Source organism: Microbacterium sp. ISL-59, from assembly GCF_018613945.1.
Taxonomy (GTDB): Bacteria; Actinomycetota; Actinomycetes; order Actinomycetales; family Microbacteriaceae; genus Microbacterium; species Microbacterium oxydans_B.
On the sequence record NZ_JAGGPG010000002.1, the window covers coordinates 1,805,544 to 1,831,549 of the forward strand.

At 70.1% G+C, this 26,006-nt stretch carries 27 protein-coding genes; 18 read left to right on the forward strand and 9 right to left on the reverse strand.

What is annotated here, in order from left to right:
• Position 1 precedes the first annotated feature (1 nt).
• From J7E45_RS12790 to J7E45_RS12800, 3 genes are read left to right on the forward strand one after another with little or no spacing between them, the layout of a single operon-like run.
• Entirely contained in the window at positions 2-1,207 is a 1,206-nt protein-coding gene (locus J7E45_RS12790) for an acyl-CoA dehydrogenase family protein (RefSeq protein ID WP_091032258.1), read from the forward strand.
• Positions 1,204-2,091, forward strand: coding sequence for a 3-hydroxyisobutyrate dehydrogenase (mmsB, locus tag J7E45_RS12795; RefSeq protein ID WP_215069636.1), 888 nt, complete (start codon positions 1,204-1,206; stop codon positions 2,089-2,091). The genes J7E45_RS12790 and mmsB overlap by 4 nt, the downstream gene beginning before the upstream one ends.
• A 28-nt stretch (positions 2,092-2,119) precedes the next feature.
• Complete coding sequence (locus tag J7E45_RS12800) at positions 2,120-2,896, forward strand: enoyl-CoA hydratase-related protein (protein WP_215069639.1); 777 nt, start codon at positions 2,120-2,122, stop codon at positions 2,894-2,896.
• Between the two features lie 36 nt (positions 2,897-2,932).
• Here J7E45_RS12800 and J7E45_RS12805 read toward each other — a convergent pair whose 3' ends face one another.
• From J7E45_RS12805 to J7E45_RS12815, 3 genes are read right to left on the reverse strand one after another with little or no spacing between them, the layout of a single operon-like run.
• Positions 2,933-3,376 carry a YdeI/OmpD-associated family protein gene (locus J7E45_RS12805; RefSeq protein ID WP_091031436.1) on the reverse strand — a complete coding sequence of 148 codons (444 nt, stop codon included), beginning with the start codon at positions 3,374-3,376 and terminating at the stop codon, positions 2,933-2,935.
• Complete coding sequence (locus tag J7E45_RS12810) at positions 3,373-3,843, reverse strand: SRPBCC family protein (RefSeq protein WP_215069642.1); 471 nt, start codon at positions 3,841-3,843, stop codon at positions 3,373-3,375. Before J7E45_RS12810 ends, J7E45_RS12805 begins: the two co-directional genes overlap by 4 nt.
• 1 nt (position 3,844) lies before the next feature.
• A complete protein-coding gene (locus J7E45_RS12815; protein WP_091031433.1) occupies positions 3,845-4,381 on the reverse strand; it encodes a MarR family winged helix-turn-helix transcriptional regulator in 537 nt (178 codons plus the stop codon).
• A gap of 140 nt (positions 4,382-4,521) precedes the next feature.
• Here J7E45_RS12815 and J7E45_RS12820 point away from each other — a divergent pair, with 140 nt between their 5' ends.
• The 4 genes from J7E45_RS12820 to J7E45_RS12835 are packed head-to-tail and all read left to right on the forward strand — an operon-like array spanning position 4,522 to position 8,491.
• Entirely contained in the window at positions 4,522-5,298 is a 777-nt protein-coding gene (locus J7E45_RS12820) for an electron transfer flavoprotein subunit beta/FixA family protein (protein WP_215069645.1), read from the forward strand.
• A 1-nt stretch (position 5,299) separates the two neighbouring features.
• Positions 5,300-6,271: an electron transfer flavoprotein subunit alpha/FixB family protein gene (locus J7E45_RS12825; RefSeq protein ID WP_215069647.1), complete on the forward strand. Its 972-nt coding sequence runs from the start codon at positions 5,300-5,302 to the stop codon at positions 6,269-6,271.
• Positions 6,272-6,273: 2 nt separating this feature from the next.
• On the forward strand, positions 6,274-7,995 hold the full coding sequence (locus tag J7E45_RS12830) for a cytochrome b/b6 domain-containing protein (protein WP_215069649.1): 1,722 nt from the start codon (positions 6,274-6,276) through the stop codon (positions 7,993-7,995).
• 1 nt (position 7,996) lies between these two features.
• The gene (locus J7E45_RS12835) at positions 7,997-8,491 is read left to right on the forward strand and encodes an ASCH domain-containing protein (protein ID WP_215069651.1); all 495 of its coding nucleotides are present in this window, start codon (positions 7,997-7,999) and stop codon (positions 8,489-8,491) included.
• Here J7E45_RS12835 and J7E45_RS12840 read toward each other — a convergent pair.
• Entirely contained in the window at positions 8,466-8,900 is a 435-nt protein-coding gene (locus J7E45_RS12840; RefSeq protein WP_167632595.1) for a hypothetical protein, read from the reverse strand. The two genes, J7E45_RS12835 and J7E45_RS12840, sit on opposite strands and share 26 nt — an antisense overlap.
• Before the next feature lie 130 nt (positions 8,901-9,030).
• Here J7E45_RS12840 and J7E45_RS12845 point away from each other — a divergent pair, with 130 nt between their 5' ends.
• Positions 9,031-10,182: an acetyl-CoA C-acetyltransferase gene (locus tag J7E45_RS12845; protein WP_215069653.1), complete on the forward strand. Its 1,152-nt coding sequence runs from the start codon at positions 9,031-9,033 to the stop codon at positions 10,180-10,182.
• Between the two features lie 72 nt (positions 10,183-10,254).
• Here J7E45_RS12845 and J7E45_RS12850 read toward each other — a convergent pair whose 3' ends face one another.
• A complete protein-coding gene (locus tag J7E45_RS12850) occupies positions 10,255-10,764 on the reverse strand; it encodes a GNAT family N-acetyltransferase (RefSeq protein ID WP_215069654.1) in 510 nt (169 codons plus the stop codon).
• Between the two features lie 131 nt (positions 10,765-10,895).
• Between J7E45_RS12850 and J7E45_RS12855 the strand changes: the two genes are divergently transcribed.
• Together J7E45_RS12855 and J7E45_RS12860 are read left to right on the forward strand one after the other, a co-directional pair.
• Positions 10,896-11,456, forward strand: a complete 561-nt coding sequence (locus tag J7E45_RS12855) for an acyl-CoA thioesterase (protein WP_029262119.1) — start codon at positions 10,896-10,898, stop codon at positions 11,454-11,456.
• 43 nt (positions 11,457-11,499) lie between these two features.
• Complete coding sequence (locus tag J7E45_RS12860; RefSeq protein WP_215069655.1) at positions 11,500-12,900, forward strand: hypothetical protein; 1,401 nt, start codon at positions 11,500-11,502, stop codon at positions 12,898-12,900.
• On the opposite strand, the gene J7E45_RS12865 is transcribed toward J7E45_RS12860, so the two are convergent.
• From J7E45_RS12865 to J7E45_RS12875, 3 genes are read right to left on the reverse strand one after another with little or no spacing between them, the layout of a single operon-like run.
• Positions 12,855-13,454 (reverse strand): hypothetical protein, encoded by a 600-nt coding sequence (locus J7E45_RS12865; protein ID WP_215069656.1) that lies wholly within the window; start codon positions 13,452-13,454, stop codon positions 12,855-12,857. The genes J7E45_RS12860 and J7E45_RS12865 overlap by 46 nt on opposite strands.
• Entirely contained in the window at positions 13,451-14,011 is a 561-nt protein-coding gene (locus tag J7E45_RS12870) for a DUF4352 domain-containing protein (RefSeq protein WP_215069657.1), read from the reverse strand. The genes J7E45_RS12865 and J7E45_RS12870 overlap by 4 nt, the downstream gene beginning before the upstream one ends.
• Positions 14,008-14,712, reverse strand: a complete 705-nt coding sequence (locus J7E45_RS12875) for a hypothetical protein (protein ID WP_215069659.1) — start codon at positions 14,710-14,712, stop codon at positions 14,008-14,010. The genes J7E45_RS12870 and J7E45_RS12875 overlap by 4 nt, the downstream gene beginning before the upstream one ends.
• 187 nt (positions 14,713-14,899) lie before the next feature.
• Between J7E45_RS12875 and J7E45_RS12880 the strand changes: the two genes are divergently transcribed.
• The 8 genes from J7E45_RS12880 (at position 14,900) to rocD (ending at position 25,589) form a co-directional block, all read left to right on the forward strand.
• A complete protein-coding gene (locus tag J7E45_RS12880; protein WP_215069661.1) occupies positions 14,900-16,453 on the forward strand; it encodes a Re/Si-specific NAD(P)(+) transhydrogenase subunit alpha in 1,554 nt (517 codons plus the stop codon).
• Positions 16,450-17,847: a Re/Si-specific NAD(P)(+) transhydrogenase subunit beta gene (pntB, locus tag J7E45_RS12885; RefSeq protein WP_215069663.1), complete on the forward strand. Its 1,398-nt coding sequence runs from the start codon at positions 16,450-16,452 to the stop codon at positions 17,845-17,847. Before J7E45_RS12880 ends, pntB begins: the two co-directional genes overlap by 4 nt.
• A 59-nt stretch (positions 17,848-17,906) precedes the next feature.
• The gene (locus J7E45_RS12890) at positions 17,907-21,572 is read left to right on the forward strand and encodes a bifunctional proline dehydrogenase/L-glutamate gamma-semialdehyde dehydrogenase (RefSeq protein WP_215069665.1); all 3,666 of its coding nucleotides are present in this window, start codon (positions 17,907-17,909) and stop codon (positions 21,570-21,572) included.
• Positions 21,573-21,650: 78 nt separating this feature from the next.
• The gene (locus J7E45_RS12895; protein WP_215069667.1) at positions 21,651-22,085 is read left to right on the forward strand and encodes a hypothetical protein; all 435 of its coding nucleotides are present in this window, start codon (positions 21,651-21,653) and stop codon (positions 22,083-22,085) included.
• On the forward strand, positions 22,085-22,324 hold the full coding sequence (locus J7E45_RS12900; protein WP_091031373.1) for a helix-turn-helix transcriptional regulator: 240 nt from the start codon (positions 22,085-22,087) through the stop codon (positions 22,322-22,324). The genes J7E45_RS12895 and J7E45_RS12900 overlap by 1 nt, the downstream gene beginning before the upstream one ends.
• Entirely contained in the window at positions 22,321-23,322 is a 1,002-nt protein-coding gene (locus tag J7E45_RS12905; RefSeq protein WP_167632587.1) for an NAD(P)-dependent alcohol dehydrogenase, read from the forward strand. Before J7E45_RS12900 ends, J7E45_RS12905 begins: the two co-directional genes overlap by 4 nt.
• A 171-nt stretch (positions 23,323-23,493) precedes the next feature.
• Entirely contained in the window at positions 23,494-24,372 is an 879-nt protein-coding gene (ddaH, locus tag J7E45_RS12910) for a dimethylargininase (RefSeq protein WP_215069669.1), read from the forward strand.
• Positions 24,369-25,589, forward strand: a complete 1,221-nt coding sequence (rocD, locus tag J7E45_RS12915) for an ornithine--oxo-acid transaminase (protein ID WP_215069671.1) — start codon at positions 24,369-24,371, stop codon at positions 25,587-25,589. Before ddaH ends, rocD begins: the two co-directional genes overlap by 4 nt.
• Before the next feature lie 96 nt (positions 25,590-25,685).
• Here rocD and J7E45_RS12920 read toward each other — a convergent pair whose 3' ends face one another.
• Positions 25,686-25,973, reverse strand: a complete 288-nt coding sequence (locus J7E45_RS12920; protein WP_215069673.1) for a hypothetical protein — start codon at positions 25,971-25,973, stop codon at positions 25,686-25,688.
• Positions 25,974-26,006 lie beyond the last annotated feature (33 nt).

Below are 26,006 nucleotides of genomic sequence, written 5' to 3' on the forward strand. Positions count from 1 at the left end.
GATGACCATGACCACCGTCACCACCACCGCCGAGGAGCGCGAGGCGATCCTCAGCGCCGTCCGCGAGTTCGCCGAGGCCGAGCTCGCCCCCTTCGCCGCCGAGCGCGACGAGAAGCACATCTTCCCGCGCGAGTCGCTGAACCGCGGCGGAGAGCTGGGGCTCGGCGGCATCTATGTGCGCGAGGACTTCGGCGGCGCCGGCCTCAGCCGCAGCGACACCGTCGCGATCTTCGAGGAACTCGCCAAGGGCGACCCGGCCGTCGCCGCGTACATCTCGATCCACAACATGGTCGTGTGGATGATCGACACCTACGGAGACGACACGCAGCGCGAGACGTGGCTGCCGCCGCTCACCGCGATGCAGGAGTTCGGCGGCTACTGCCTCACCGAGCCCGGCGTCGGTTCCGATGCCGCCAACGTCGCCACCAGTGCGGTCCGCGAGGGCGACGACTATGTGCTCACCGGGATGAAGCAGTTCATCTCCGGTGCCGGCGAGGCTGCCGTGTACGTCGTGATGGCCCGCACGGGGGAGCCCGGCGCCCGGGGCATCAGCGCATTCCTCGTCCCCGGCGACGCCGAGGGCCTGAGCTTCGGTCCGCTCGAGAAGAAGATGGGCTGGCACGCGCAGCCGACCCGACAGGTGATCTTCGACGGGGTCCGCGTTCCGGCATCCGCGATGCTCGGCGACGAGGGGCGCGGGTTCGCGATCGCGATGTCGGCGCTCAACGGCGGACGCCTCAACATCGCCGCCTGCTCGCTCGGCGGCGCGGAGTGGGCACTCGACAAGGCGGTGCGGTACGTGCACGAGCGAGTCGCGTTCGGCGAGCCGCTCGCCGAGAAGCAGTCGATCCTGTTCGCGATCGCCGACATGCGCACCGAACTGCACGCCGCCCGGCTGATGGTGCGCGACGGTGCCCAGGCCGTCGACGAGCACGCACCCGACGCCACCATGCGCTGCGCGATGGCCAAGCGCTTCGCCACAGACGCCGGCTTCGACGTCGCCAACCGGGCGCTGCAGCTGCACGGCGGATACGGATACCTGCAGGACTACGGGATCGAGCGAGTCGTCCGCGACCTGCGGGTGCACCAGATCCTGGAGGGGACGAACGAGATCATGCGACTGATCGTCGGACGCGAGATGCTGCGACCCGCGGGCTCGAGCTCCCTCCAGCGCAGCGGCGGAGACCAGATGCGGAGCGCATCATGACGCGCGTGGCTTTTCTCGGCCTGGGGCACATGGGCCTGCCGATGGCGAAGAACCTCGTCGCCGCCGGCCATGAGGTGCACGGCTTCGATCTCGTGCCTGCAGCCATCGAGGCGGCGCAAGCGGCCGGCATCCCCGTGGCGGCGAGCGGGGCGGATGCCGTGGCGCATGCGGATGTCGTCATCACGATGTTCCCCGCGGGGAAGCACGTGATCGAGGCGTATCGCACGGAGCTGCTCGCGGCGGCCCGACCGAACACGCTGTTCATCGAGTCGTCGACCATCGCGGTCGACGAGGCCCGCGCGGCTCACGCGCTCGCGCTCGCCGCGGGACACCGCAACGTCGATGCCCCGGTCTCGGGCGGAGTCGTCGGGGCCGAGAACGGCACGCTCGCGTTCATGGTCGGCGGGGCGGAGGAGGACTATGCGGCAGCGCTCCCGCTGCTCGAGATTATGGGCAAGCGCATCGTGCACTGCGGTGGTCCCGGGCTCGGCCAGGCGGCGAAAGTCTGCAACAACATGGTGCTCGCGGTCTCGCAGATCGCCGTCGCCGAGGCCTTCGTGTTGGGGGAGCGGCTCGGGCTCGAGCACCAGGCGCTGTTCGACGTCGTCTCGCAGGCATCCGGACAGTGCTGGTCGATCACCACGAACTGTCCTGTTCCGGGGCCTGTGCCCACGAGTCCCGCCAACCGCGACTATCAGCCGGGCTTCGCGGGAGCGCTGATGGCGAAGGACCTCGGCCTCGCGCTGCAGGCCATCGAGCAGACCTCGACGGATGCCCGCATGGGCCGGCTCGCGCAGGAGCTGTATGCCGCCTTCGCCGCGGGGGATGGCGCGGGGCGGGACTTCTCCGGCATCATCACCGACATCCGCGACGGCGTCGTGTGATGATCGGTACTTCGACGGAGAGGGCGATATGACCGAGTACGAGACGATCCTGGTCGAGCAGCGCGGACGAGTCGGGTGGATCACCCTGAACCGTCCCGAGGCGCTGAACGCGTTGAACAGCCGGCTTGCCGAGGAGGTCACCGCCGCGGCCGTCGCCTTCGATGCCGACGAGGGCGTGGGAGCCATCGTCGTGACCGGATCCGAGAAGGCCTTCGCCGCCGGTGCTGACATCAAGGAGATGGAGGGCATGTCCGCCGCGGAGATGCTCGAGACCGACCACTTCGGCGTCTGGCACGAGTTCGCTGCGGTGCGTACGCCGGTGATCGCGGCCGTCTCCGGCTTCGCCCTCGGCGGCGGATGCGAGCTGGCGATGATGTGCGACATCATCCTGGCCGCCGACAACGCCAAGTTCGGCCAGCCCGAGATCAACCTCGGCGTCATCCCCGGCATGGGCGGTACGCAGCGCCTGATCCGCGCGGTCGGCTACTACAAGGCGGCCGAACTGGTTCTCTCCGGGCGCTTCATGGGCGCCGAAGAGGCGGAACGCGCCGGGCTCGTGTCGCGCGTCGTGCCGACATCCGATCTCCTCGCCGAGGCGACGAAGCTGTCCGACACGATCGCCTCGAAGTCGCTGCCGTCGGTGTACGCAGCGAAGGCCGCACTCGACGCCGCGATGGAGACGACCCTGGCCGAAGGCCTCGCACACGAGAAGCAGGCGTTCGCCACGCTTTTCGACACCGCTGATCAGAAGGAGGGCATGTCGGCCTTCCGGGAGAAGCGGTCGCCCGATTTCCAGAACCGCTGATCCGCTGACCTGATGAGCGCGGGACTCGAGGGGCGGTCAGTCGCGGAGGGTGTCGACGATCTTCGTGATGCGGCGCTCGCGCGTCGCGTCCTGCTTCGCTTCGGTGACGGAGCGCGCGTGCTCCTTGCGGACGGAGTAGGACAGGGCGTCGAAAGCGGCGCGCACCCCGGGGTCGGCATCCAGAGCAGTGGCGAGCTCGGGCGGAACGTCGACCGTGCGCTCGGCCGAATCCACGCGGATCACGGCATCGACCTCCTGCCCGATCTCGAGTCCGAGGTCGGCGCGCACGGCTTTGCTGAAGCCGATCATGTTCTCGCTGCCCATGCGGGCCACGCGAAGCCGCGCCGTGCGTCCGCCGATGGTGACGGCGACGGGGAAGGCCTTGCCGGCACCGAGCGACGCGACCTGCTCGTCCGTGAGCAGGATCGCCGCAGCGGGGCCGCGGCCGGTGAGGACGGTGTGCAGCCGCAGTTCGCTCATGCCGAAAGAGTACGCCCGGGAGCCTCGAATTCGGCGGCCAGGATCGCGTTGCGCTCCACGATCAGTCGGCGCACGTACGCGCGCAGGAACATCGCATCGACAACGCGGCCGAGCGGCCCCAGCGGCGAATGGAAAGTCACGGTGTCGTGCATGAGCGTGCCGGCCGGATGCTCCTCGAACCGGTGCTCGTGCAGGAAATCCCGGAAGGGGCCGGCGATCTGGCGGTCCGAGAACCCGCGCGGGGGATCGACGTCGAACACGATCGACCGGAGGCGGAAGGGGATGCCGAAATGGCGTGCTCGCCACGTCGCCGTCGAGCCCTCGGTGAAGACCCCGCCCGACGGCGCTTCGATCATCGTCTCGCCGTACCGGGCCATGCTCTTCACGTGGAGCCCGGGGTCGAGCGAGGCGGCGAACACCTCGGCCGGCGGGGCCGCGACGACCGTCTCGAGCGCGAACCGCGCCATGTCAGAGGGCGTCGGGCTGTGGACGCGGATCGGCGAAGTCTCCGGCGTCCTTGCGCAGGCGGGCGACGATCGCGACGAGCTCGGCCGCGTCGTCGCGGCTCATGCCGGGGTCGGCGAAGACCTCGGAGTTCAGCGCCTGGGTGGCCCGTTCGACCAGCTCTCGACCGGCATCCGTGAGTGCGAGGAGTGCGGCGCGTCCGTCGTGCGGATGCGGCTCCCTGGCGATGAGCCCGTCGCGGACCAGGCGTTCCGCCGTGCTGGTCACCGTGGTCGGATGCACCTGGAGGCGGGCGACCACGCTCGACAGGGGGAGGCGGCCGGCGCGGCTGAACGCCAGCAGGCGCAGCACCTCGAACCGGGCGAAGCTGAGCGCGAACGGCTTCAGCGCCGCATCGACCCGGGCGAGCAGCAGCTGCTGAGCGCGCATGACCGACGTGACCAGCGCCATGCCGTCGGCGGCATCTGTCCATCCGTGGGCGACCCACTGCCGCTTGGCTTCGGCGAGCGGATCGATGGGGAGCGGACGGGGTCGGACCATTTCTCCACGGTACTGGCGGGAGGGCATCGGGCGGCGACGGCGCGCGATGCATCCGATGTCACCAGCCGTGACTCCCAGTCGCAGGGGGTTTGGAACTCAGTATCGCCGTCTAGAATTGCAGCAGTCGTGAGGAGCATTCGATGAAGATCTTCGTCCTGGTCAAAGAGGTGCCGGACACCTATGGCGATCGCAAGCTGAATCTCGAGACCGGACTCGCCGATCGGGCGGCCGGCGATGTCGTCCTCGACGAGATCACGGAGCGGGCTCTCGAGGTCGCGCTCAGCTACGCCGACAAGAACGACGGCACGGAGGTCGTCGCGCTGTCGATGGCTCCCGGCGGCTCGACCGCCTCGGTGCGCCGCGCGCTCGCGATCGGCGCCGCGTCGGCCGTGCACATCGCCGACGAGCAGCTCGCCGGCGCCGACCTCGGTCTCACCGCCGAAGTGCTCGCCGCTGCCATCCGCCGCGGTGCGCCCGATCTCGTGATCACGGGAAACCTGTCGACCGACGGCTCCGGAGGCGTCATCCCGGCGATGCTCGCCGAGCACCTCGGATTCGCTCAGGCCACCGCGCTCAGCTCGGTGGAGATCACCGCCGAGGGCGTCTCCGGCACCCGCGCCGCCGACGCCGGTGGGCAGCCGGTCTCGGCCCCGCTGCCCTCGGTGATCTCGATCACCGAGGCGCTCCCCGATGCACGCTTCCCCAACTTCAAGGGCATCATGGCGGCGAAGAAGAAGCCCCTCGAGGTGCTCTCGCTCGCCGACCTCGACGTCTCGGCAGATCCGTCCGCCGCTCCGCGGACGATCATGACCGCCGTGTCCGAGAAGCCCCCGCGCGCCGCCGGCGTGAAGATCACCGATGAAGGCGACGCGGCCGACAAGCTCGTCGAGTACCTCGTGCAGAACAGGCTGGTGTGAGATGACTTCGTCCGAGAACCCGATCCTCGTCCTCATCGACGTCGACCCGTCCGGCTACGTCGCGAGCAGCACGGCGGCGCTCATCGGTGCGGCCTCGACGATCGGCTCGCCCGTGGCGCTCATCGTCGGTGGCAGCCCGGCCGCGGTGGATCAGGCCGCTGCGGCAGGAGCGTCCGTCGTGCTGACCTCCGACGGCGACCCGTCCGTGCTCACCGTGCCGATCGTGGATGCCCTGCAGGCCGCGGCCGCACAGGTGCGCCCCGATGCCGTGCTGATCTCGAACTCGATCTCCGGCCGCGATGTCGCCGGACGCTTCGCGGCGCGCACGAAGAGCGCTCTGTCGGTGGATGCCGTGGGCGTCTCCCGGGACGAGGAGGGGGTCGTCGCCCACCACTCCGTCTACGGCGGGGCGTACCTCGTCGACTCGGCTGCCACCTTCGGTACTCCGGTGATCACGGTGCGTCAGGGCGCGGTGGATGCGCGTGCCGAAGCCGTGCCGTCGCACTCGGTCGAGGTGCTCGACGTCATCCCGTCCGGTGCGGTCGCCGCGACGGCCGGTCCGGTCGAGGCGGTCGAGGTCGCCTCCTCCCGCCCCGAGCTGCGCGGAGCCACACGAGTCGTCTCCGGCGGGCGCGGTCTCGCGTCGAAGGAGAAGTTCGTGCTCGTCGAAGAGCTCGCCGATGCGCTCGGCGCTGCTGTCGGTGCCTCCCGGGCCGCCGTCGATGCGGGATACATCCCGCAGTCGCACCAGGTCGGCCAGACCGGCGTCTCGGTATCGCCGCAGCTGTATGTCGCTCTCGGCATCTCGGGTGCGATCCAGCACCGCGCGGGCATGCAGACCTCCAAGAACATCGTCGCGATCAACAAGGATCCGGAGGCGCCGATCTTCGACGTCGCCGACTTCGGCATCGTCGGCGACGTGTTCGCGGTGGTCCCGAAGGTGATCGCCGCCCTCGAGGCGCGGAAGAAGTAGTCATGGCGACGCGGATGCTGCGACGCGGTCTGCCGCGTGTGCCGGGCGGGGAGCCGTGGCCGCCGGCCGATGCCGTGGTCTCGGATGCGGTGGTGTCGGATGATGCATCGTCGGATGCGGTGGCGGAATCGTCGGTCGCACCGGTCGCGGATGCCGTCGTCGAACCGGTCGCCGCGACGGTGACGACCGATGCGGTCGCCGAGGCGGAGGGGGCAGGTGCCCCTGTCGCAGCTGCTTCTCCGGTTGTCGACGTCGCGGGGAGCGGTGGATCGCGTATCCGTCGCGGGCTGCCGCGCGTTCCGGGTGGCGAGCCATGGCCTCCGACCGATGGGGCTCCCGCGACCGCAACGGGCACGGCCGCCCCGCAGGTGGCGCCCGTCGTCCCCGCGCCGGCCGCGACCAGCGCCGCGGCGACGACCACCGCGAGCACAGCGGCCACGACCACCGCGACTTCTGCTGCCGGCGCCGACCCTGCTGCTGCTGCGCCCAGCCCACAGGGGGCTCCGGCTGCAGGCATGGAGGCGGTTTCCGCCAGTCGCGTCCGTCGCGGTCTGCCGCGTGTCGTCGGCGGAGATCCGTGGCCGCCCGCAGACACCGTGCCGACCCTGTCCGGCGTCGCGGCGACTGCCGCCGCACCCGTTGCGGACGAAGGTGCGGATGCGGTCACGCTCGTCGAGCCTGTCGCCGCCCCGGAACCCGCCGCCCCGGCCACCGGTTCCGCCCTGGTCGTCCCGGTCCTCGCCGACCTCGACACCCCGCTGCCGTGGACGCGTACGGTCTGGAGAGGTCGCGCTCCGCGCCACATCACCGAGGCACCGGCGACGGGTCGCCCGCGTCCGACCTGGCCGCAGGCGATCGCGGTCCTGTTCGGCGCCGCGGCACTCGGGGTGCTGGCTGGTGCCGCCATCGCCTTCGTGCGTGCGCTCCTGAGCTTCCCCTTCATGCAGGACTTCCTCGCGGCGTTCCCCGGCGAGTACGAGCCCGCGATCGCGGTCGAGCCCGGCTTCGCGCCGTGGGTCAACTGGGCGCACTTCTTCAACATGTTCCTGATCGTGCTGATCATCCGCTCGGGGCTGCAGGTGCGCACCGAGAAGCGGCCGACCGTGTTCTGGACGCCGCGGGGAAATGCGAAGGGCAAGATCAGCCTGAACCTCTGGTTCCACCAGTCGCTCGACATCCTGTGGCTCCTGAACGGCCTGATCTTCGTCGTGCTGCTGTTCGTCACCGGGCACTGGGTGCGCATCGTGCCGACGAGCTGGGAGGTCTTCCCGAACGCGCTGTCGGCGGCCCTGCAGTACGTCTCGTTCGACTGGCCGCACGAGAAGGGCTGGAACAACTACAACAGCCTGCAGCAGCTCGCGTACTTCGTGACCGTGTTCGTCGCCGCGCCGCTGGCCGCGATCACCGGGTTCCGCATGTCGGGGCTGTGGCCGAAGCGGGCAGAGAAGCTGTCGAAGGCGTACCCGGTGGAGTGGGCGCGCGCGCTGCACTTCCCGATCATGCTGTACTTCGTGGCGTTCATCATCGCCCACGTCGCGCTGGTGATGCTCACCGGATTCCTGCGCAACCTTAACCACATGTTCGCGTCGCAGGATGCGGTCACCTGGACCGGGTTCTGGGTGTTCATCCTCTCGCTCGTGGTGATCGCGCTCGCCTGGGTGGCCGCCCGCCCGCTGGTGCTCGCGCCGATCGCGAAGGTCTTCGGCAAGGTCTCGGGGCGCTGACATGGTGGACCAGGCCACACGTATCCAGGACTACTGGCGCGACGCGCGAAGTGCGATGCCGGAGCTGCCGGAGACGCCGCCGGAGGCCTGGGCTTTCGGCGCCACTCCGGAGCACGCCGATGAGCTTCTGGCGCTGGTGCTCGCCGAGATCAAGGTGGGTACCGCCTCGTCGCTGTGGGACTACGACGAGAGCGGAGACCCGCTGCCGGTCGTCGGCGAACTGAGCATCATCCTCGACGGATCGGGCGCGCCGCGGGCCGTGATCGAGACCACCGCGATCGACATCGTGCCCTTCGACGAGGTCGACGAGGCGCACGCATACGCCGAGGGAGAAGACGATCGCACCCTCGCACAGTGGCGTGAGGTGCATGAGCGGTACTGGCGTCGGCACTCCGAGAATCCGCGCGGCTACGCGCCGGACATGCCGGTGATCTGCGAGCGCTTCCGCCTGCTGCTCCCGGCGGGCCCGACTACATCTCCCGGGCCCGGAAGCTGATCTCGTCAGTCTGCGAGCCGCCGTCATGGATCAGGGTCAGGAGCAGCTTCGTCTCCCAGGCGGCCGCCACGTAGTATCCGGTCACGCCGGCCGCCACGGTCGCGGAGCTCTGCGGCGGGATGGTGATGGTGCCGGTGAGCGGGCCGCTGAGCGAGTCGAGCGTCGGCGTCACCTCGATCGACCAGGTCAGCGTCAGCGGGGTCGTCCCGTTGTTCGCGATCAGCGCCCCCGGCCAGGTGAACGTCGCGCCGTCGACACTCGCCGGTGCCATCTCGACGGCGAACTCCGCCCGGCGCGATGCGGCGGCGAGCGGAGTGGCCACCGCCACCGCGACCACCGGTACGGACCATGCGGCGGCGCGTATCAGCGCCCGCCGGGTGACTTCGGTCGACGTGCTTGACTGCCCCATGAAACTCCCCATTCTCCATCTACGACTTTTGGCCATAGATCCCAAGACTTAAGGCTAGTCGATGACTTGTCCGTGCGATGATCGGCTCACGTATCGAGACGGCGGCGGCGCACCCCACGAAAGGAAGAACATGGCAGAGGCATTTATCGTCGACGCGGTGCGCTCGCCCGTCGGCAGACGCGGCGGTTCACTTTCCGGCATCCATCCGGCCGACCTCGGCGCGCACAGTCTCACCGCACTCGTCGAGCGCACGGGCATCGATCCCGGCGCCGTCGACGACGTCGTCTTCGGGGCGATCGACGCGATCGGCGGGCAGGCGGGAAACGTGGCCCGCACCGCGCTGCTCGTCGCCGGCTTTCCCGAGCACGTGCCCGGAGTCACGATCGACCGACAGTGCGGGTCGAGCCAGCAGGCCGTGCACTTCGCCGCGCAGGCCGTGATGAGCGGCACGAGCGATCTGGTCATCGCGGGCGGACTGCAGAACATGTCGCAGATCCCGCTCACGGCGGCGGCGACGGTGGGGGAGGCGTACGGCTTCACGACCCCGTACGCGGAATCACCCGGTTGGCGTGCGCGCTACGGCGACCAGGAGATCTCGCAGTTCCGCGGTGCCGAGCTGATCGCCGAGAAGTGGGACATCACCCGCGAGGCGATGGAGCAGTTCGCCCTGGAGAGCCACCGGCGTGCGGCACACGCACAGGACGAGGGGCGCTTCACGAACGAGATCGCGCCGCTGAACGGTCTGGATCACGACGAGGGTGTGCGCCGCGACACGTCGCTCGAGCGGATGGCCGGGCTGCAGCCGCTCGCTCCGAACGGCAGGATCACGGCGGCGGTCGCCTCGCAGATCAGCGACGCGTCCAGTGCTGTGCTGATCGCGGGCGCACGTGCGGTGAAGGAGCACGGGCTCGCCCCGCGCGCCCGCATCCATCATCTCTCCGTGCGCGGCGACGACCCCGTGCTCATGCTCACCGCGCCCATCCCCGCGACGCGGCACGCTCTGGAGCGCACGGGCCTGCGCCCGGAGGACATCGACCTGTTCGAGGTGAACGAGGCCTTCGCCTCGGTCGTGCTCGCCTGGATGCAGGAGACCGGGGTGCCGCACGAGAAGGTCAACGTCAACGGCGGCGGGATCGCGCTCGGACACCCGATCGGTGCCACCGGCACACGCATCCTCTCGACGCTGCTCAATGAGCTGGAGTGTACGGGTGGGCGCTACGGCCTGCAGACCATGTGCGAGGGCGGAGGCGTCGCGAACGTGACGATCATCGAGCGCCTCTGACCCGATCCGCCCGCCCCACGAGAACGGGCCGCCTCCCCGAAGGGAAGCGGCCCGTCTCTGGTGAAGAGTGGATCAGGGGCGGACGAAGCGGACCTCGGTCAGCGTCTCGCCGAGGAACGGCTCGGTGTGCGTCGCGCCGTCGAGGGCGAAGCCGTTGCGCGTGTAGAAGCGGTGCGCGCGGGGGTTGTCCTCGGCGACCCACAGGTACAGGGGCTCGTCGGTCTCGACCGCGGCGTCGAACAGCTTCTGGCCGATGCCGGTGCCGTGCAGCGCGTCGAGCAGGTAGATGAAGTACAGCTCGCGGAACGCCGGAGCATCCTTGTCGCGGGCGGGGCCGGAGCCGACGAACCCGACGATCTCGCCGTCGACGAGCGCGGCGTTCATCTTGAACTCGGGACCCTGCGAGGCCCAGTGCGTCCACAGCTCGGCCATGCGCCGGGGCGAGACCTTCTCGAGCGCAGCCTTGCTGATCAGGTGGTCGTAGGTCTCGTGCCAGCACTGGGCATGCACGCGACCGAGGGCTTCCGCATCCACATCACGGACCGGACGGACGATGACTTCAGGCTGGGCTTCGGCGCTCATGATCGTGACTCTACGCGCGGCATCCGCGAAGGAGAAATCGAGTGGATGTTCGATGACGCTCGACGTGCCGGCCTGGAGGGTTCGTACAACGATGTTCGCGAATCGTGCACTCCTGGCTACGATCAATCCTCGTGAACGTGATCTGGCGGACCCTCCTGGTGATCCTCGGCGCCCGACGCCGCGTGCGTCGGGGGAAGACTCTCGACCCGACGGCGGTGGGCAGCATCACCATCACCACTCTGCCGACCGACCTCGACATCCTGCGGCACATGAACAACGGTCGCTACCTGTCGCTGTTCGACCTCGGACGCTGGGACCAGCTCATCCGCACCGGACTGTTCGATGCCATGAAGGCTCAGGGGTGGTACGCGGTCGTCTCCAGCGAGACGATCACGTTCCGCAAGTCGCTGCAGCTGTGGCAGCGGTTCGAGGTGCAGTCGCGGTTCATCGGGCACGACGAGAAGGCGCTGTTCCTCGAGCACCGCGCCGTGGTCGACGGCGAGGTCTACGCCCGGGCGATCGTGCGCGCGCGGATGCTGCGTCGCACCGGCGGCACGGTCAGCAACGAAGAGCTGTTCGCCGCGGTCGGCAAGCCCGAGGGCGTGCCGGAGATCGACGCGTGGGTGCACGACTGGGCCGCGGCATCCGCCCTCCCGCCCGTGCGGGTGAAGGCGCCGAGCATCTGGGGCTGACCCCGTCCGCAGCGCTGGCCGGCGGCAGCGATATATTGACCGTGTGCTGGCGATCCTGAAGACCACCGGGCGCGTGCTGTGGCGACACTGGCCCGCGCTCATGGCGTGGTATCTGGCCGGCGTCCTGGTGCACTACGTGATCACCGAGGTCGCCGGATTCATCGGCGCGTACTCCGCCACCCTCGGGTTCCTCGTCCTTCCGATCGGGATCCTCGCGCGGTTGATCAGCCTGGTCGCGATGTTCCTGGTCCTGCGTGACGGGCTGCGCAACCTGCAGGAGGTCGCGCCGCTGCCCGAAGCCGCTGCGGACCGCCGCCGCACCTTCCTCTCGGCGTTGCTCGCCGGCATCCTCCCCTTCTTCGCGGTGTACTGGGCACAGGGGCTGCTGGGTGAGGACGTGCGGGCATACTCGCTGCGCGCTCTCGAGGTGCGCAACGGCGTCATCTGGACGGCGGCTGCCAACGGCGAAGGTCCGGTGAGCTCGGTCGACACGGTGCTCAATCTGCCGATCAACGTGTGGACCATCTCGATCATCGTGCTCGCGTTCGCCGGTCGCTGGGCGTGGTCGAAGTGGTCGGCGAAGCTCGCGAAGTGGCTGTCGCCGGTCGCGGTCTACTTCGAGGTCGTCTGGGTCTTCTTCTCGGTGATGGTGCTCGGCGACATCTTCGACACGATCAAGGCGTGGGTCGACAGTCGCGCAGCCATGGCCTTCTTCGAGACGGTCAGGGAGCAGATCCTGGATGCCGTCGCTCCGCTGCGCTGGCTCTGGGAGGGGATCGGCTGGCTGCTCTCCGAGGCGGGGCCGGTGCTGCTCGCTCCGCTCGCGTGGCTGACCATCGCCGGTGTGGTGTTCGGCCAGGCGATCGTCGCCGAGAAGCTGCGTGTGGAGAGCGAGCTGATCGCCCGCGTGCGCGAACACGCGGCCGTGATCCCGAACCCGCTCGTGCGCCGGCTCAAGGATCTCGGCGAAGAGCTCGGTGCCCGCTTCCGCCCGATCGGACGAGCGCTGCTGCTCATGTGGCGCGCAGGTCCCCTCCTCGTCGGCTCCTACGCGCTGCTCTACGTCATCGTGAAGGCGCTCGAGTCGTACCTCGGCTTCGGGATCACCCGCCTGGTCGGCCCGCAGGAGTTCGTGTTCTGGGCGATCGCCGCGCCGCTCGTCTCGCTCGTGCCGCTGCTGCTCATGGAGCCGGTGCGCATCGCGGTGATCAGTGGGGCGTACGACGCCACTCTGGCGCGGCTGCGCAAGCGGCAGCAGGACCGCACCGACACGGTGGGCGTCTCGGAGGCGGAGGGAGAGATGCGCGCCGTCGCCGATGCCGCCGGACTCCTGCCCTCGTCGGTGGATGCCGTCGCCGCCGCGATGGTCACCGCCCCCGCCAGGGACAGCGTCGAGGGTCAGGGCTCGAACTCGAACCTCACGAAGGACCCGCCGGCGTCGTAGGGGCGCACGTCGACCCAGAAGGGGCCTTCGACATCCTCGGGCACCACGAACGGCACGATCAGCTCGTACGAACCGGTCTGCGAACCGAGGCAGAGCTCCGGTTCCTCCGCGCTCGAGTCCAGGCCGATCTCCGCGCGCACGGGACTCCATTCGCGTCCCGTGGACTGCTCCACGAGCGTCGGCGTCTCGCACGCGACGCCCTCGGTGCCGGCGTCCACGGGCACCCCGACCGCGATCAGGCGCGTGTCGTCGGGGACGTCGAGGCCTGACAGATCCTCGATCTCCCCACCGCGCACCGGCCCCCAGGTTGCGCCGGCGAGATCGGTCGTCTCGTCCTCGGCGACCACCACAGGTGTGACCGCACGGGCCCCGAATCCGAAGAACTGGTACCACTCCTGCCATCCGACCGCGATGGCGGTCGCCGGCAGCAGCACGACGAGTGCGACCAGAGCCAGAGAGTTGCGACGCCACCAGGAGGGCGGCTTCGCCGGGGCAGCGGCGGCCTCCGGGTCTTCCCGGGGCGCGGGCGGCACGGGCGGGAGCGGGATGGTCATCGGGCCCAGCCGTTCTCGTCCAGGAGCACCTCGGCCTCGACGGGCAGCGCGGCGAGGTCGATCGACAGCTCGATCACGGTGTCGCGCAGCACCTCTCCGAGGCCGGACCCCGGCATGCCCAGTCGGAGCGTCGCGCGGTCGCCGGTCACGTCGTCGGGGAGCTCGAACGCGAGGCTCCCGGAGCGCGGGACGCCGGTGACCAGGCGCTGATCGACGAAGCTGGTGCCGCGATCCGTCGCGCTGAACGTACGGTCGCCGATCGTGAGTTCCGCGAGCCGTGAGCCGCTCTGATCCTGCGTCATTCCGGTGGCGGCCTCGAGGTCGACGACGAGCCAGGTGCCGTCGGCCGACCAGCCCTTCGCATCCGTGACCCGACCCGCGAGGTGCACGTCGGTCACGGTCGCGACGAGGTTGCGCGTCGAGGCCTCTTCGCCGATCTGTGCGACCGAGGCGAACGCGGCATTCGGGGCGTCGTCGGGGAGCGTCGCCTTCGAGACACCCCACGCGCAGACGAGCAACGCCACGGTGGCGACCCAGATCAGGATGTGCTTCTTCACGGGAGCGGCACCTCGTCGATAGTCGCCGTCAGCGTCGCTCCGACGCGGACGTCCACCCAGTAGTCGCCGCGCATCACGCTCTGCCCGACGTAGTGGTCCGACTCGGGGAGGGGCACAGTGATCTCGTCGCCGTCGTGGAAGTCGTCCGGCCCGACGGTCCAGGTGAGCAGTATGCGGGCGGGGACGTCAGGCTGCAACTGGGGCGCGCGCTCGCCGTCGTCGGCACGGAAGACGTCGCCCTTTTCGTCGAGACCGTCGATGCGGATGCCGTCGAGGACCGGGGATTGCGGGGGATTCGCTGTCGACGCTCGCGGCTTGTCGAACGTGTTGACGACGTCGACCGTGACGACCAGGATCCGCTCGCCCTTCTCCTCGTCCGGGAAGACCAGGGTCTGGCCGCTCTCCGCGCTCAGCTCGTCGCGCAGTTCCACACCGACGACGGTCATCTCCAGATCGGAGCCGGCGAACGTCTCGCCGACCTCGACGACCGGGGTGGGATCGACGGCCGCGGCCTCGAGTCCGCCGAAGACGGCGGTGGTCGCGAGCAGCACGGCTCCGGCGCCGGTGATGAGCCAGGACGTCGGGATCAGGTCGATGCTGCGCCGTGCCCAGCTGAGGACTTTCGCCCGCGCGCTCGCGTTCGCCGCGGTGACGGCCGGATCCTGCCCCTGGGCGGGGCTCTCCGGCGGCGTCGTGGTCACGGCAACAGCTTAGGACCGCGCGCGCGGCTGATCGCTCCTCCGCTTTCCGCAAGAACGAGACTTCTTTCCGCGTCATGCGGGCGAAGGAGGGGCGCATCCGGAGCCGCGCTCAGTACTCTGAGCGAAAGTCAGGGGCAGAGGCGCCCCGGAGCGGCCCCGTCGATGCAGACGGGCGGAGGAGGATGCAGTGGCAGTCATCGGCATCGTGCGGGAGCCTGCGGGCGAAGCACGGGTCTCGGCCACCCCGGCGACGATCGCGTCGCTGAGGAAGCTGGGCCACACGATCAGAGTGGAACGCGGAGCGGGCGCTGCGGCCTCGTACCCCGACGCGGAGTATGAGGCGGCGGGTGCCGGGCTCGTCGAGCGCGCCGAGGCGTGGGGCAGCGAGGTCGTGCTCGCCATCACGGCGCCCGGCCCCGACGAGATCGCCCTCCTCTCCGACGGCGCGACCCTCATCGCGCTGCTCTCGCCCGCCCTGCGCCCCGACCTGGTCGAGTCGCTCGCCCAGCGGAGGATCACGGCGCTCGCGCTCGACGCCGTGCCGCGCATCTCGCGTGCGCAGTCGATGGACGTGCTCAGTTCGATGGCGAACATCTCCGGGTACCGGGCCGTGGTCGAGGCCGCCCACGAGTTCGGTCGCTTCTTCACGGGACAGGTGACCGCCGCAGGCAAGGTGCCGCCGGCGAAGGTGCTGGTCGCGGGAGCCGGCGTCGCCGGGCTGGCGGCCATCGGAGCGGCGTCGAGTCTCGGTGCCATCGTCCGTGCCACCGATCCGCGCCCCGAGGTCGCCGACCAGGTCACCTCGATCGGCGGCACGTACCTGCCGGTCGACGTCGCGGTCGCCGCCTCCACCGACGGCTACGCGAAGGCGACCAGCGCGGACTACGACCGGCGAGCGGCCGAGATCTACACCGAGCAGGCCGCCGACGTCGACATCATCATCACGACGGCACTCATCCCCGGTCGCGCGGCGCCTCGCCTCATCACGGCATCCGATGTCGCGCAGATGAAGCCCGGCAGCGTGATCGTCGACATGGCTGCGGGGCAGGGCGGCAACGTCGAGGGCTCGGTCGCGGGCGAGCGGACCGTCACCGACAACGGGGTGATCATCCTGGGCTACACCGACCTGGCGTCGCGCCTGGCCGCCCAGGCCTCGCAGCTCTACGGCACGAACCTCGCCAACCTCGTGGCCCTGCTGACCCCCGCGACGGACGGCCGGCTGGTGATCGACTTCGACGACGTGGTGCAGCGCTCGGTCACGGTCGTGCGCGACGGCGAGGTCACCTGGCCGCCGCCCGCCGTGCAGGTCGCGGCCGCCCCCGCGGCGAAGGCGGCCGCGACGCCGGTCGAGGTCGCGCCGCCGAAGAAGATGTCCACCGCGCGCAAGGTCACGCTGATCGTGGTGGGCATCGCGGCGCTGTTCGCCGTGAACGCGTTCGCCCCGGCTCCGCTCCCGCAGCACTTCACGGTGCTGGTGCTGTCGGTCGTGATCGGCTTCTACGTCATCGGCAAGGTGCACCACGCGCTGCACACCCCGCTCATGTCGGTGACCAACGCGATCTCGGGCGTGATCGTGGTCGGGGCGATGCTGCAGATCACCTCGCCGCTGCCGGTGGTGCAGGTGCTCGCCGCGATCGCGGTGCTGCTGGCGTCGATCAACATCTTCGGAGGGTTCGCGGTCACCCGTCGGATGCTCGCCATGTTCACACTCGGGAACTCCGCGAAGGGCGGCCAGAAGTGACCGTCGACGCGCTCGCCGGAGCGGCCTACATCGTCGCCGCCCTGCTGTTCATCCTCAGCCTCGCCGGCCTCAGCCGCCACGAGTCCGCCCGCTCGGGCGTGGTCTACGGCATTGCGGGCATGACGATCGCGCTCGTCGCGACCGTTGCCCTCACCGTGGCGGATGCCTGGAGCACCGGCGCCTTCCTCGGCCTCGGACTGCTCGTGGCCGCACTGCTCATCGGCGCCGCGATCGGCCTGTGGCGCGCGCGGGTCGTGGAGATGACCGGGATGCCCGAGCTCATCGCGCTCCTGCACAGTTTCGTCGGACTCGCGGCCGTGCTCGTGGGCTGGAACGGCTACCTCGCGCATCCGGAGATCGCCCCCGAGCTGTTCGGCATCCACAACGCCGAGGTGTTCATCGGTGTCTTCATCGGCGGGGTGACCTTCACCGGATCGATCGTCGCCTACCTCAAGCTGTCGGCGAAGATGTCGTCGAAGCCGCTCATGCTCCCGGGCAAGAACGGGCTGAACATCGGGGCCCTCGTCGCGTTCGTCGCCCTCACCGTGTGGTTCGTGAACGACCAGCAGCTGTGGCTCCTGATCGCGGTCACCGTGCTCGCGTTCGCCCTGGGCTGGCACCTGGTCGCCTCGATCGGCGGCGGTGACATGCCGGTCGTCGTCTCGATGCTCAACAGCTACTCCGGATGGGCCGCGGCCGCGGCGGGCTTCCTGCTCAACAACGATCTGCTGATCGTCACGGGTGCGCTGGTCGGATCGTCGGGTGCCTACCTCTCCTATGTCATGTGCAAGGCCATGAACCGCTCGTTCCTCTCCGTCATCGCGGGCGGCTTCGGGATCGCGGCACCGGCCGCCGACGACACCGAGTACGGCGAGCACCGCGAGATCACCGCCGAGAGTGCGGCCGAGATGCTCGCCGCAGCCAGCAGTGTCGTGATCACGCCCGGCTACGGCATGGCGGTCGCGCAGGCGCAGTACCCGGTGGCCGACCTGGTCCGTCGGCTCCGCGAGCGGGGAGTCGCCGTGCGGTTCGGCATCCATCCGGTCGCGGGTCGCCTTCCCGGCCACATGAACGTGCTGCTGGCCGAGGCCAAGGTGCCGTACGACATCGTCCTCAGCATGGACGAGATCAACGATGACCTCGCCTCGACCTCGGTGGTGCTCGTGATCGGCGCGAACGACACCGTGAACCCCGCGGCCGCGGAAGACCCGTCGAGTCCCATTGCCGGGATGCCCGTGCTCAAGGTGTGGGAGGCCGAGAACGTCATCGTGTTCAAGCGCTCGATGGCCGCCGGTTACGCGGGCGTGCAGAACCCGCTGTTCTTCCGCGACAACGCGCAGATGCTGTTCGGCGACGCGAAGCAGCGCGTGGAGGACATCATCGCCGCGCTGTGAGCTGTCCAGAGGGGTGCGGGCTCCCGGCCTGCGAGGGTATGCAGACCTAGGGTGGACACATGGCAGAGTCGTCGTCTTCTCCGGCGGATGCCGTGGCATCCGCACCCCTCGCAGACCGTGCCGTCGAGCTTGCTCGGCGGTGGGCGATCGAGGCCGCCGCGATCGAACCCGACCCCGCTGCCGCCCGTCTCGCCGGAGTGCTGCAGGACGCGAACGGGCTGCCGTTCACGCTCGGCTTCGTCGACGGTGTCATGCGCCCCGAGAGCCTGAGCGCCGCAGCCTCGCAGCTGCACCGCATCGCGCCGATCGTGCCCGAGTTCCTGCCCTGGTACCTGCGCTCGGTCGTGCGTCTCGGCGGGGGAGTCGCGCCGATCCTGCCGTCGCCGGTCGTGCCGATCGCGCGGAAGGTGCTGCGCGACATGGTCGGGCATCTCATCGTCGATGCGCGGCCCGCCAAGCTCGAAGCCGCCATCGAGCGCATCACGGCCACGGGCTCGCGCCTGAACCTCAACCTGCTGGGCGAAGCCGTGCTGGGCGAGGCCGAGGCGAAGCGCCGGCTCGACGGCATCCACGAGCTGATCCGACGGCCCGATGTCGACTACGTCTCGGTCAAGGTCTCGGCCATCGTCAGCCACCTGTCGATGTGGGCGTTCGACGAGATCGTCGACGAGGTGGTGGAGCGGTTGCTCCCGCTGTACCTCACGGCGGCGGCGGACGGCACCTTCATCAACCTCGACATGGAGGAGTACCGCGACCTCAACCTGACGATCGCGGTGTTCACGCGCATTCTCGAAGACCCTCGGCTCGCCGGGCTCGAGGCCGGGATCGTCCTGCAGGCGTACCTGCCCGACGCCCTGCCCGCCCTGCAGGAGCTCACCGCCTGGTCGCAGGACCGCGTCGCGCACGGTGGCGCCCGCATCAAGGTGCGACTCGTCAAGGGCGCCAACCTCGCGATGGAGCACGTCGAAGCCCGGATGCACGGCTGGACGCCCGCGACCTACGACACCAAGCTCGACACGGACGCGAACTACCTGCGCTGCCTGGACTGGGCCCTGCGCCCCGAGCATGCCGCCGCGGTGAAGGTCGGCGTCGCCGGACACAACCTGTTCGGTATCGCCTATGCCTGGCTGCTCGCCGGCGAGCGGGATGTGCGCGAGGCCGTCGAGTTCGAGATGCTGCTCGGCATGGCGCAGGGGCAGGTGCAGGCCGTCTCGCGCGAGGTCGGGCCCGTGCTGCTGTATGTGCCCGTGGTGGCACCCGCCGAGTTCGACGTCGCGATCAGCTACCTGGTGCGCCGGCTCGAAGAGAACGCCTCGCCGGACAACTTCCTCTCCGCGGCATTCCGACTCGGCGAGGACGAGGCCCTGTTCGTGCGGGAGCAGGACAGGTTCCTCGACGCACTCGACCGGTCGGACGATCCCACTCTGTGGACCGGACCGCGTCGCACGCAGGATCGGAGCGCGCCCGTGCACGAAGCGCTGCGCCCCTCGCCCGTGTCACCGCTGCCGGAGACCGACCTCACCCAGGCCGTACTCGGCATCTCGCGCGGCTCCGACGACGGCGACGGTCGCGAGGCCTTCCTCGAGACCGCGGTGTACTCCGCTCGTGAGTTGGAGCAGGATGCCGGTGGTGCCCCGGGCTTCTCGAACACCGTCGACAGCGACCCCGCCCTGCCGGTGAACCGGGAATGGGCGCGCGAGGTGCGGGAGCGCATCGGCTCGTCCGACCTCGGTGACGCCACGATCGCGGCCGCACGCGTCGACGAGGCGGACTCTCTGGAGCGGATCGTGCAGGGGGTCCGCGGTGCGGCTCCGGCGTGGGGTGGGCGTCCCGCCGCCGAGCGGGCCGAGGTGCTCCTGCGCGCCGCCGCCGCCCTGGAAGCGCGACGCGGTGACCTGATCGAGGTCGCCGCCTCCGAGACCGGCAAGATCTTCGCCGAGGCCGACATCGAGGTGAGCGAGGCCGTCGACTTCGCCCGGTACTACGCGGCCACCGCGCGCGAGCTCGACGCGATCGCCGGCGCCGTGTTCGTCCCGGCATCCGTCACCGTCGTCGCGCCGCCGTGGAACTTCCCGCTCGCGATCCCCGCCGGCGGAGTGCTCGCCGCGCTCGCCGCCGGTTCGGGTGTCGTCTTCAAACCGGCACCGCAGGCCCGCCGGTGCGCCGCCGTGATCGCGGAGACGCTGTGGCAGGCGGGCATCCCGCGCGATCTGCTCGCGCTCGTCGACATCGAGGAGGGCGAGCTCGGCCGCGAGCTCATCACCCACGACGCGGTCGACCGCGTGATCCTCACCGGCGCGTGGGACACCGCCGCGCTGTTCCGCTCCTGGCGTCCCGACCTGCCGCTGCTCGCCGAGACCAGCGGCAAGAACGCGATGATCATCACCCCCTCGGCCGACCTCGACCTGGCCGTCGCCGACCTGGTGAAGAGCGCCTTCGGGCACGCCGGTCAGAAGTGCTCGGCCGCCTCCCTCGCGATCCTCGTCGGCCCCGTCGGGCGCTCACCGCGGTTCAAGCGGCAGCTCGCGGATGCCGTGCGCTCGCTGCACGTGGGCCCGCCCACCGATCCGCTCGCCGAGGTCGGCCCGGTGATCGAGCCGCCGCAGGGCAAGCTCGCCTGGGCGCTGAGCGAGCTCGAGGGTGAGGAGCAGTGGCTGATCGAGCCTGCGCTCGCGGCCGACGACGACGGCAGCGGACGGCTGTGGCGGCCCGGCATCCGCGTCGGCGTGCAGCCGGGGTCGCGCTTCCACACCGAGGAGTTCTTCGGGCCGGTGCTCGGCATCATGCACGCACCGACCCTCGAGAAGGCCGTCGAGCTGCAGAACGCCGTCGCCTATGGGCTCACCGCCGGGCTGCACACGCAGGATCCGGGCGACCTCGCCTTCTGGCTCGACCGCGTGCAGGCGGGCAACCTCTACGTGAATCGCGGCATCACCGGGGCGATCGTGCAGCGGCAGCCGTTCGGCGGCTGGAAGCGGTCGGCCGTCGGACCGGGCGCCAAGGCGGGTGGCCCGAACTACCTGATCGGTCTGGGGTCCTGGCGCTCGCAGCCGGGCGGACCGGCATCCAGCACCCTGCATCTGCGCGGGCTCGACTCCCGCATCACGGCGCTCATCGAGTCGGCGCAGTCGTCGCTGGAGTACGAGAAGTTCGAATGGCTACGGCGCTCGGCGCTCTCGGATGCCCTGGCGTGGGACCGCGAGTTCGGTCAGGTGCGCGACGTGTCGCACCTCGGTGTGGAGCGGAACCTGTTCCGGTACCGCCCGGTGCCGGTCGAGATCCGGGCGACGGAGGATGCGGCCCTGCAGGATCTGCTGCGCGTCGTGATCGCGGGCGTGCGCTCGGGGGCGGCCTTCGTGCTCTCGACGCCGGTCGGCCTGCCCGGCGATGTGCGCCGCGCGCTCGGCGACCTCGATGCCTCGGTCTTCCTCGAGACCGACGAGGAGTGGATGCAGCGGATGCTTCGCGAGGAGGATGCCGTCGAGGGCGTCGTCGCGCTGCCCGTGAGCGACCGGGTGCGTCTGGTCGGCGGTCGTGCCGCGGTCGCCGCGCTGCACACGGCCCTGGCGACGGCATCCGGAGGGAATCCCGACCTCGCGGTGTACGACGGCGAGGTCACAGCGGCCGCACGGATCGAGCTGCTGCCGTTCGTGCACGAGCAGTCGATCTCGATCACCGCGCACCGCTACGGCAACCTCGACCCCTGGAGCAGCGACGTGATCTGACTCGATGTAAAGAATTCTTGACACAGCCGCATTGGCGGCGTAGCGTGAGTGTCAAGAATCTTTTACATCGGAGGCATCATGGTCTACGAGGAACGCAACGCCTGGGCGGGACTCATCGTCAGCCCGATCGCGCTGGTCGTCTACGTCGTGCTGGTGCTGCAGCAAGCCGGGGGAGGGCCGCTCACCGCCGTCGACTGGTTCCCGCTCATGCTGTGGACGATCGGCGGAGGCATCGTCGCGACGATCGTGATCAGCATCGTCTGGGGCATCCTCGCCGGGATGAGGGACCCGGATGGCGTCGGCCGCTCCGACATCCGCGACCGTGACATCGGTCGCATGGGCGGCCGGGTCGAGCAGGCCTTCGTCGTGATCGCCGGGCTCGGGGTCATCGCACTGTGCGCGGTCGGCGCCGATGTGTTCTGGATCGCGAACACCATGTACCTCGGCTTCGCGGTGTCCGCGCTCGTCGGGGGCATCGCCCGCGTGATCGCCTACCGGCGGGGGCTCGTCTGATGGTGAAGCCGACCCTCGTCTCCAACAGCATCCGCGCGCATCGCGAGCAGGCCGGGCTCACCCAGGCCGAACTCGCCCGCACCGTCGGCGTGACGCGGCAGACGCTCATCGCCATCGAGCAGCAGAAGTACTCGCCCACGCTGGAGCTGGCGTTCCAGATCGCGCGGGCGTTCGGGGTCGGGATCGACGACCTGTTCGCCTACCCCGCCCCACCCGCATCCGGAGGAGCATCATCATGACCGAGACGATGAACGCCTGGCGACGCGAGACCTACGGCCCGTCATCCGGGGTGAACCTCGAGCAGATCCCGGTGCCGGCGCCGCACCGCGGCGAAGTGCTCCTTAAGGTCCGGGCCACTTCCCTGAACGCGGGTGACGTGCGGCTGCTGCTGGGCGATCCACTCCTCGTGCGCCCGGTCTTCGGCCTCACCCGTCCGAAGCATCCGGTGCGCGGGATGGAAGTCGCCGGCACCGTCGTCGCGGTCGGGCCCGACGTGGTGAGCGCCGAGATCGGCGAGGAGGTCGTGGGCGAGCTGGTCGGAGGCGGAGGACTCGCCGAGTACGTGCGCGTTCCCGCCTCCCGACTCGTGCCGATCCCGCCCGACATCACGCCCGAGGCCGCATCCTCCCTCCCCATCGCCGGCGGCACCGCGTGGCAGGCCCTGGACCTGGCGGGCGTCGGCTTGCGCGGGGGTGAGGCGCCTCGGGTGCTGATCATCGGCGCATCCGGTGGCGTCGGCACGTTCGCGGTGCAGCTCGCCGCCCTCCGTGGCGCCGAAGTCTGGGCCACGTGCAGCGCCCGCAATGCACCGCTGGTCGAGCGCCTCGGCGCCGTGCGCACGTTCGACCATCGGGTGTCGCCGCTGAGCGAGATCCCGGCCGGCCGCTTCGACGCGATCGTCGACATCGCCGGAGGGATGCCGCTGCGCGAGCTGCAGCGCCTCGTCGGGCACGGCGGCCGGATCGTGCTGGTCACGGGCGATGGCGGTCACGTGCTGGGTCCCATCCCGCGGATGCTGCGGGCCGCGGTCCTGTCGATCGGCTCGCGGAGCATCCGTCCCCTCGCCGCGACGCCGCGACCCGAGGTCCTGGCCAAGCTCCTCGAACTCGTCGCCGACGGCCGCATCGTGCCCGTGATCGAGCGCGAGTATCCGTTCGCGGAAGCATCCGCAGCCCTCGCCCACCTCGAGGCCGGGCACACCGTGGGGAAGATCGTGGTCCGCGCCTCGGGGGTCTGAGCGCCTCGGATGGAGCGCGGCTCTGGCGGCGTACAGGGGGTGGGTGACACAATGGACTCCGGCGTGCCCGAGTCGCATCTTCCCCGTCGCCGGCTCTGAACGAGCAGCGGGTCGAAGGACCGTCGGGCCCCAGGACAGCGTCCGCCGCGCCCGTCCATTCGAGGAGCATCCATGTCGACGCCTGAAGCCGCCGTCACCACAGCACCCGCCCGCACCGCGCACCGCCGTCACTACCTGATGTGCAAGCCGGAGCACTTCACCGTGAACTACTCCATCAACCCGTGGATGGAGCCGTCGCGGCCCACCGACACCGCCAACGCCGTGGCGCAGTGGCAGAAGCTGCACGACCTGTACCTCGAGCTCGGCCACACCGTCGAGCTCATCGAGCCGCTCGCCGGCTACCCCGACATGGTCTACACGGCCAACGGCGGATTCCTGATCGACGGTCGCGCGTACGTGCCCGAGTTCCGTTTCGTCGAGCGCCAGGGCGAGTCGCCGGCGTTCGCCGACTGGTTCCGCGCCGCAGGCTACGACACCGTGATGCCGAAGGAGGTCAACGAGGGCGAGGGTGACTTCCTGCTCGTCGGCGATGTGATCCTGGCCGGCACCGGCTTCCGCTCCACCGGAGACAGCCACCGCGAGGTCGGCGAGGTCTTCGGCCGCGAGGTCGTGTCGCTGAACCTCGTCGACCCGCGTTTCTACCACCTCGACACCGCGATCGCCGTGCTCGACCCGGTGCAGGGCACCGAGAACGGCGGCCCCGAGCGCGCGAACATCGCCTACCTCCCCGGCGCCTTCGACGACGCCAGCCGTGCCGAACTCGAGAAGCGCTTCCCCGACGCGATCCTCGTGTCGGACGAAGACGGTTCGGTGTTCGGGCTCAACTCGGCGAGCGACGGCTACAACGTGATCATCTCGCCGCGCGCCAAGGGCTTCGAGAAGCAGCTGCGCGAGCGCGGCTACAACCCGATCACCGTCGACCTCTCCGAGCTGCTGCTCGGCGGCGGCGGCATCAAGTGCTGCACGCTCGAGCTGCGGGGTGCCAAGTGACCGCGGTCGACCTCGCGAACGAGGGCGAGGCCACCGAGGTCGTCGCCGAGCCGCACGTCGCGCACAACTACCACCCGCTGCCGGTGAACATCGCCCGCGGTGAGGGCGCCTGGGTGACGGATGTCGAGGGCAAGCGCTACCTCGACCTGCTCGCCGCGTACTCGGCCGTGAACTTCGGGCACCGGCATCCGGCGCTCGTGGCCGCGCTCACCGAGCAGCTCGGCCGGGTCACGCTCGTCAGCCGCGCATTCCAGAGCGACCGGCTCGAGCCGTTCGCCGCGGCGCTCGCAGAGCTTGCCGGCAAGGACCTGGTGCTGCCGATGAACACCGGCGCCGAGGCGGTCGAGACCGGCATCAAGGTCGCCCGCGCCTGGGGCTACCGGGTCAAGGGGATCGCTGCGGGCAAGGCGCGCATCATCGTCGCGGCCGGCAACTTCCACGGCCGCACGACCACGATCGTCAGCTTCAGCGACGACGAGCAGGCTCGTGATGACTTCGGTCCGTACACGCCCGGCTTCGACGTCGTGCCGTACGGCGACGCGGAGGCCATCGCCGCGGCCATCACCGACGACACGGCCGCCGTGCTCGTAGAGCCCATCCAGGGTGAGGCCGGCGTCGTGATCCCGCCGGAGGGATACCTGCGCCGCATCCGCGAGATCTGCGACGAGAAGAACGTTCTGTTCATCGCCGACGAGATCCAGGCCGGGCTCGGCCGTGTGGGCGAGACGTTCGCCTGCGACCGCGAGGGCGTCGTGCCGGACCTGTATCTGCTGGGCAAGGCTCTCGGCGGCGGCATCCTCCCCGTCTCGGCCGTGGTCGGGAACACCGATGTGCTCGGTGTGATCCGTCCGGGCGAGCACGGTTCGACCTTCGGTGGCAACCCGCTGGCCGCGGCCGTGGGTCTGCGCGTGGTCGAGATGCTGCAGACCGGTGAGTTCCAGGAGCGCGCGCGGGCGCTCGGTGCGCACCTGGAGCAGGCGCTGCAGCCGCTGATCGGACACGGCGTGACCGCGGTGCGCATCGCGGGCCTGTGGGCGGGCGTCGACATCGATCCCGCCCGGGGAACCGGCCGCGAGATCGCCGAGAAGCTGCTTGATCGGGGTGTGCTCGTCAAGGACACGCACGGTCAGACGGTGCGCATCGCGCCGCCGCTCGTGATCCGCGCGACCGAGCTCGACTGGGCGGTGGAGCAGCTCAAGCTCGTCCTCGGCGCGTAGTACTCGGCGTCAGGCCGGTGTTACGGGCAGCGCCACCGCAGGGGGGAGGCCGTCTCTGGGGGAGACGGCTGCGGTGACGCTGCCCTCTCGGAGCGCTCAGGCCGGTGGGGAATCCGGGTCGAGCGTCTTGAACGTGTCTTCCTCGGCGGCGTTGTCGGCGTCGAGTTGGTCTTCGGTCCCCTCGTCGCCCCCGAGGGCAGAGCGGTGGCCCTGGCCGGCATCGCCCTGGATGGCGCCGCCGGTCGATTCGCCGCGCGAGCTGTCGCCCTGGATCGCGCCGCCGGTGCCGTCGCCCTGACCGGCATCCTCATCGGGGACGCCGACGCCGGGAGCGCCCTCGGCCGGGTCCTGCGGGTGGGGTGTGCGTTCCGTGTTGTCGTCCATGTACCGACGGTACGTACGCCAGGTGCACTCCGT

Coding starts and splice junctions, on each gene's coding strand:
- J7E45_RS12895 (WP_215069667.1), top strand. CDS start 21,651: ATGGTCTACGAGGAACGCAACGCCTGGGCGGGACTCATCGTCAGCCCG.
- J7E45_RS12920 (WP_215069673.1), bottom strand. CDS start 25,973: ATGGACGACAACACGGAACGCACACCCCACCCGCAGGACCCGGCCGAG.
- J7E45_RS12820 (WP_215069645.1), top strand. CDS start 4,522: ATGAAGATCTTCGTCCTGGTCAAAGAGGTGCCGGACACCTATGGCGAT.
- J7E45_RS12865 (WP_215069656.1), bottom strand. CDS start 13,454: ATGACCATCCCGCTCCCGCCCGTGCCGCCCGCGCCCCGGGAAGACCCG.
- J7E45_RS12890 (WP_215069665.1), top strand. CDS start 17,907: ATGGCAGAGTCGTCGTCTTCTCCGGCGGATGCCGTGGCATCCGCACCC.
- J7E45_RS12850 (WP_215069654.1), bottom strand. CDS start 10,764: ATGAGCGCCGAAGCCCAGCCTGAAGTCATCGTCCGTCCGGTCCGTGAT.
- J7E45_RS12810 (WP_215069642.1), bottom strand. CDS start 3,843: ATGGCGCGGTTCGCGCTCGAGACGGTCGTCGCGGCCCCGCCGGCCGAG.
- J7E45_RS12800 (WP_215069639.1), top strand. CDS start 2,120: ATGACCGAGTACGAGACGATCCTGGTCGAGCAGCGCGGACGAGTCGGG.
- J7E45_RS12835 (WP_215069651.1), top strand. CDS start 7,997: ATGGTGGACCAGGCCACACGTATCCAGGACTACTGGCGCGACGCGCGA.
- J7E45_RS12790 (WP_091032258.1), top strand. CDS start 2: ATGACCATGACCACCGTCACCACCACCGCCGAGGAGCGCGAGGCGATC.
- J7E45_RS12805 (WP_091031436.1), bottom strand. CDS start 3,376: ATGAGCGAACTGCGGCTGCACACCGTCCTCACCGGCCGCGGCCCCGCT.
- J7E45_RS12825 (WP_215069647.1), top strand. CDS start 5,300: ATGACTTCGTCCGAGAACCCGATCCTCGTCCTCATCGACGTCGACCCG.
- ddaH (WP_215069669.1), top strand. CDS start 23,494: ATGTCGACGCCTGAAGCCGCCGTCACCACAGCACCCGCCCGCACCGCG.
- J7E45_RS12845 (WP_215069653.1), top strand. CDS start 9,031: ATGGCAGAGGCATTTATCGTCGACGCGGTGCGCTCGCCCGTCGGCAGA.
- J7E45_RS12815 (WP_091031433.1), bottom strand. CDS start 4,381: ATGGTCCGACCCCGTCCGCTCCCCATCGATCCGCTCGCCGAAGCCAAG.
- J7E45_RS12905 (WP_167632587.1), top strand. CDS start 22,321: ATGACCGAGACGATGAACGCCTGGCGACGCGAGACCTACGGCCCGTCA.
- J7E45_RS12840 (WP_167632595.1), bottom strand. CDS start 8,900: ATGGGGCAGTCAAGCACGTCGACCGAAGTCACCCGGCGGGCGCTGATA.
- mmsB (WP_215069636.1), top strand. CDS start 1,204: ATGACGCGCGTGGCTTTTCTCGGCCTGGGGCACATGGGCCTGCCGATG.
- J7E45_RS12830 (WP_215069649.1), top strand. CDS start 6,274: ATGGCGACGCGGATGCTGCGACGCGGTCTGCCGCGTGTGCCGGGCGGG.
- J7E45_RS12900 (WP_091031373.1), top strand. CDS start 22,085: ATGGTGAAGCCGACCCTCGTCTCCAACAGCATCCGCGCGCATCGCGAG.